This is a genomic window from uncultured Campylobacter sp., from assembly GCF_938030815.1.
Taxonomy (GTDB): Bacteria; Campylobacterota; Campylobacteria; order Campylobacterales; family Campylobacteraceae; genus Campylobacter_B.
Genome location: NZ_CALHII010000240.1, coordinates 1 through 4,951, shown reverse-complemented (window position 1 = coordinate 4,951; position 4,951 = coordinate 1). Strand labels below are relative to the sequence as shown.

General features: G+C 39.9%; 5 protein-coding genes. All 5 read left to right on the top strand.

Going from position 1 to position 4,951, the window contains the following annotated elements; genetic code table 11:
- Positions 1-197: 197 nt before the first annotated feature.
- Genes Q0277_RS09060 through Q0277_RS09040 form a run of 5 tightly spaced genes read left to right on the top strand, consistent with a single transcriptional unit; the run spans position 198 to position 4,365 of the window.
- Positions 198-1,241 carry a hypothetical protein gene (locus Q0277_RS09060; protein ID WP_297997417.1) on the top strand — a complete coding sequence of 348 codons (1,044 nt, stop codon included), beginning with the start codon at positions 198-200 and terminating at the stop codon, positions 1,239-1,241.
- Entirely contained in the window at positions 1,241-1,855 is a 615-nt protein-coding gene (locus tag Q0277_RS09055; RefSeq protein ID WP_297997415.1) for a hypothetical protein, read from the top strand. Before Q0277_RS09060 ends, Q0277_RS09055 begins: the two co-directional genes overlap by 1 nt.
- Positions 1,852-2,838: a type IV secretion system protein gene (locus tag Q0277_RS09050; RefSeq protein ID WP_297997414.1), complete on the top strand. Its 987-nt coding sequence runs from the start codon at positions 1,852-1,854 to the stop codon at positions 2,836-2,838. Before Q0277_RS09055 ends, Q0277_RS09050 begins: the two co-directional genes overlap by 4 nt.
- A 10-nt stretch (positions 2,839-2,848) precedes the next feature.
- Positions 2,849-3,142: a TrbM/KikA/MpfK family conjugal transfer protein gene (locus Q0277_RS09045; protein ID WP_297997412.1), complete on the top strand. Its 294-nt coding sequence runs from the start codon at positions 2,849-2,851 to the stop codon at positions 3,140-3,142.
- Entirely contained in the window at positions 3,139-4,365 is a 1,227-nt protein-coding gene (locus Q0277_RS09040) for a toprim domain-containing protein (protein ID WP_297997410.1), read from the top strand. The genes Q0277_RS09045 and Q0277_RS09040 overlap by 4 nt, the downstream gene beginning before the upstream one ends.
- Positions 4,366-4,951 lie beyond the last annotated feature (586 nt).

Genomic DNA, 4,951 nt, shown 5'->3' with positions numbered 1-4,951 from the left:
TATTAAAGCCCCATAGATAAAAAAATAAGAAAAAGATAGGGGAAAAGCTTATTTTTGATTGTAGAGCACTTAAAAGGTATTTGTGAGCGTTTTCAAATTTTATAATTTTTTTGATTTTTTATATATCACTTTTTAAAAGTTTTTTAAATTTAATGAATGATAAACTACTGAAAAATAATCTATCAAAAGGATTTAGGGTGGCAGAAGAGCTGACGCAAGAGCAAATGGCCGAATGGGCATATTTAAGCGAAGACGAACAAACCCTTACGGCTTCGAGCATTCAAGAAAAAGGGAATAAAGAACGGCAAGTGCAAGATATAAATTTAAGCAAAGACGCGCAGCAAGCCGTAGAAATACTGGGCGAGAAAGAGCTGCTAGATGTGAGAGTTAAAGAAAAGCAGCAGGAGTTAGACGAATTTAAAAGCCCGAAAGCAAAAAGAGAGTTCGTAAAAGATAGATTAGACGGCGTAGAAAAAAATGAGTCCTTGAAGGAGAGTCTACAAATTTTAAAAGAGAAAGAAAAAATAGAAGAGCAAATCAAGGCAAAAGAGGAGCAGATCGCCAAAAAGGAAAAAGGGGAAGAAAAAGAGCAGAGCCCGCAACAAAACGAGCCTCAGCCAGGTAGAGAAAGCAGCGCCGAGCAAGAGGATTGGAACAAACGAGCCGACGAGCTAGAGATGCAGCACGAAAAGGAGCTTGAGGATCTCAAGGATCAGCAATCAAAGCTTGAAGCAAATTTTCAAAAATCAATCGACAATCTCATGAATAGCGACGGAATAAACGGCATTATAACCGCACTGCAGGAAATGGATAGAAGCCTTGAGATGATGTTAAAACAGGGCAAAGAAGAAAGCATCGCCAAAGATCGCCAGCGCCAAGAAAAGCTTGATCTAGCCTTTGACAGTCCTAAATTTAAAGAGGCTGTCAGCGATTTGGTAAAAGAGGTCTATACGCAACGCAAAAAAGTCAAAGGCGGTTTTAAAGAGATGGAGAACGAGCGGGCTAATTACGCTAAATTACAAACGACCTACGAAAAAGAAACCAAAAAAGGGCTTGATGTCAAAGGATACGAAAAGCTAAAAAAGATGATGGGCGACATCGAAAAAGAAACGCCAAATTTTAAAGATAACTACCCTAAATTTTATCAAAAGGTAAACGATACGCTAGTGCAGGTCAAAGACAAAATTTTAAACAAGGCCAAAGGGCAAGAAAACGAAAATGACAGAGGCAGGAGCCTATAATGAGCAATATAACGCCAAAACAAAGAAGAAACGTGATTGAGGGTGACTTGGAAAATTATGTCAAAAGCGAAAACGACTTTTTAAGCCTAAGAAAGAGCTTTATAGACTTAAATTTTAGCTTAGCTCTCGCATATGAACACGACAAGCAAAAGGCAAAGAAATACTTAGACGCGGCCAAAGAGATACAAGGACTCGAAGATAAACAAGACAAGAGGGGAAAGTGGGAAATAAACGAGGATAACAACAAAAAAGTGATGATCCCGCACAAGGATGATGAAAAATTTCAAACCAAATTTGAAAAGGAAAACCCGGTCCTTTTCAGACAACTACAAAATGAGCTAGAGCTCATGAATAACGAAGCAAGGCTATACGAAAAAATCAAGGATAACAAGGACAAGGGTATAGATAAATTAACGCCGCTTTACGCAGAGCTGCAAGAGGGGCAAATCGACGTAAAAAGAAGATGCGGAGACGAAGCAGGTAAACCGATAGATGCGGATAGATTTAGGTGCAGCTACCCAAATGCCACCAAAATGCTAGAACAAACCATCGAAAAATGGGCTGAAAAGGAAACTAAAAAAGAAAATACCGAGCAGAAAGGAAGAGAGATATGAAGAAAACATTAATATCTATCGGTGCGGCAACGGCGCTATTTTTTAGCAGCGCAAATGCAGGAGGTGTTCCAGTCGTAGACATAGCCGCAATAGCGCAAGCTGTAATGGGCTATACGCAGACGCTGAAAGACTATGCTGAGCAAATCAAGCAATACGAGCAAATGACTAAAGACACGCTAAATTTTGAAAAGCAGATGGAAGAGCTCGGCGTAGATATGAATAGTATTCACGATATACTAGGCGACGCGCAGAATATGATCAGTCAGATGCAAAGTATCTACGACAATGTTAAAAATATTCCAAGCGACGTCATGGGCGATATAGCGAGAGTACAAAGCGCGTGCTCGTTTTTGGAAAATAATAGCCAATTTTTCGGAATGACGCTAGGAAAAACCAAAAGCTCAATCAAGAGCAAGGTTAATCGCTGCACTTACGCATTGCGAGATGGCGCAAATTTAAGCAAAAGTATAGACGAACTAACCGAGCAGATGAATAAAACCGTCGATCCTATCCAAAGAGCAAACTACCAAGCGCAAATCAACAATATAAAGAATGCCGAGAAGTTCCTGCAAGAAAGAGATAATATCGAGAAAACAAACGCCCTGCTAGCTTTTGAAGATACGTTTCATAGCGATGACAAGACCAATCCTTACTCAAAGGCAAAAATGAACGACGATTTAAAGCAGCTTTCAAAGCAACTAAGCAAGCCAAACAACCAAAAGCAAGCTCAAGCCCTTACAAACTCGATACTGCTTAAAATTCTCGAAAATTTGCAGCACCAATACGAGCTGAATATCAACTATACCAGTACGATAGCAACGAGCAGACAGCTAAACGAAAGCAGCAGCAATAAAAATTTAACCGAAGAGAGCTTTAATCAGTCGGTCGTAGAATACAAGCGCAACGACGCCATATTTGAGCCAGAAACCAAGCAGCTCCCGAAGGACGAGCTAGGACTACCAAAATTCGTATATTTTAAATAAAGGGGAAAGAATGAAAAAACTAGTTTTTAGTTTAATCGTAGGCGCAATTTTTGCGGCAAGCGGCGCGATCGCGAAAGAGATAAGCGCAAAGGATACGGCAACAAAGACGTCTGCTCCAAAAGAGCTCGGCGACGTATTTACTGGTGATAAGAAACTGGCATGCGAAGCGGTGCTATGCCTCGCAAGCGCTACGCGCCCGCCGGAGTGCGCCACAAGCCTTAAAAAGTACTATTCGATTACGGCTAAAAAGGCGCATAAGCAGGCTCAAAAAAGAAAAGCATTTTTGGATCTGTGTCCAAGATGAAAGAAAATCTAGTCGAGCTCGCGCTTGATGAAATTTTAAAGAATAACGGCTACTTTGAAAAAAGAGACAAAAGTAGCCGGAACTACAAAACGCTTACGAACGACTACGGCGATACGATAGTCATATCGCGCCAATCAAACGGCCATTACTTATATTTTAATCCAAACGATAGCGCCGATCGGGGCAATATTTACAACTTCGCCAAAAATCGCGGAGTGGAAGTAAAAGATTTAATAGACGAAGACAAAATAAAAGATATAAAAGAATTACAAAACAATACTATACCGAAATCAACTACTAAAAAAATCGATAATGAAATAATAGAAAAATTTAAAAAATTAGATAAGACGGGCAAAAATTCATTTTTAGTCCTCAAAAGAAAATTAAGCGCCGAACTCTTAGCGCAATTTAGCAGCTTAAAACAGGACGGCAAATACCAAAACGCAGTCGTACCGACATATACGCTGGCATCAGCACAAACGAATGCCGGCACAAAAGAGTTTTTAAAGCAAAGCGGAACGATAAGCTATCTCTCAAAGCCCTTAACGCACGATCCGCAAGGAAAGCCATACGATAAGCCCATCAAGCAGCTTTGTAACGGGAATAAGGGGCTGGAAATTTTAAAGGCCGACAACGCGCATAAAAGCCCGAAAGAATTTAAAAATATCATAATCAGTGAGAGCATGATCGACACGCTATCGTTTTGCGAAATGAAAGGGGTAAATTTACAAGAGACGCTGCTATGCTCGACTAACGGACAAATATCGGCATCACAAAAAGATGCAATTAAAGCGCTTCGCAAGCTTGCCCCGAATGCAAAGTTTACATTAGCATTCGATAACGACGATCGCGGCAAAGAGTTTGGCAGGATCGTGGAACAGATGGTGCCCGATGCTAGTAGGGAAATGCCGATATTAAAGGATTTTAACGATGATTTAGTAGTCGGCAAGGCATTAGGGCTAGCAGCGCGCAATATCAGTAAAGAAAGCATTTTAAAGCCATTGAGTGAGCTTGGCAAGAAAGTAGAGTATTTATCAAAGAAATATGATTTTTTAGAGCCTTGCGCAAAGAATGACAGAGTAAAAGAGCTTTTAGGGTTTAATCTTTCTAAATTTAAAGAGATAGCTCCAAAGGTACAACGTTTGCCAGGAATCAGAGAATGCCTTAAACGGCTTGATCTTGTTGAAAGAAAAATCGGCAGGGAGTATTCTAGAACTATATGATTTATAAAATGCCACTCAATCCGTGCAGCTAAATTTTAATTCGCTTTTTGAAGTTTAAGGTTTGGATAAGCTTTTTAAAATTGTATTTTATCCCCTTTTCTTGGGAGTTTGATAGAGATTGTGGCAAGTTAAAATTTTACGAAATCTCGCTTTAATATCCCGGTGCCGGGTTAAGTAAAACGGTAGCTTTCTATTGTCCGATTGGCCAAATTTTAAGTTGCCCGGATTTAAGATCAGTGGCATAGTCGGAGCGGCAAAAAATTTAGCCTGCCTTTTGAAGTTTAAGGTTTGAATAAGATTTTAAAAATTGCATTTTAATCCCTAATCTTGGGGGTTTGTCCGGATCTGGGATAAGTAGAATTTTTACAAAATTCCGCTTTTACCATTGGCGGACTGAACTAAGGTGCTGTCACGCCGAAGCCGAGCCTAGGGTCTCGGCTTCTAGGAGTTTAAGCGGGGATACCCCGCAACGTCCCTCAATATAGGAGCTGCCGTCAATGACAGCAGCGAGAATTAAAAAGGGAAAGAAAATCAAATTTTAGCTTAAATGAGGCTTATATTTTTAATTTATTTTTAGGTTATTTTT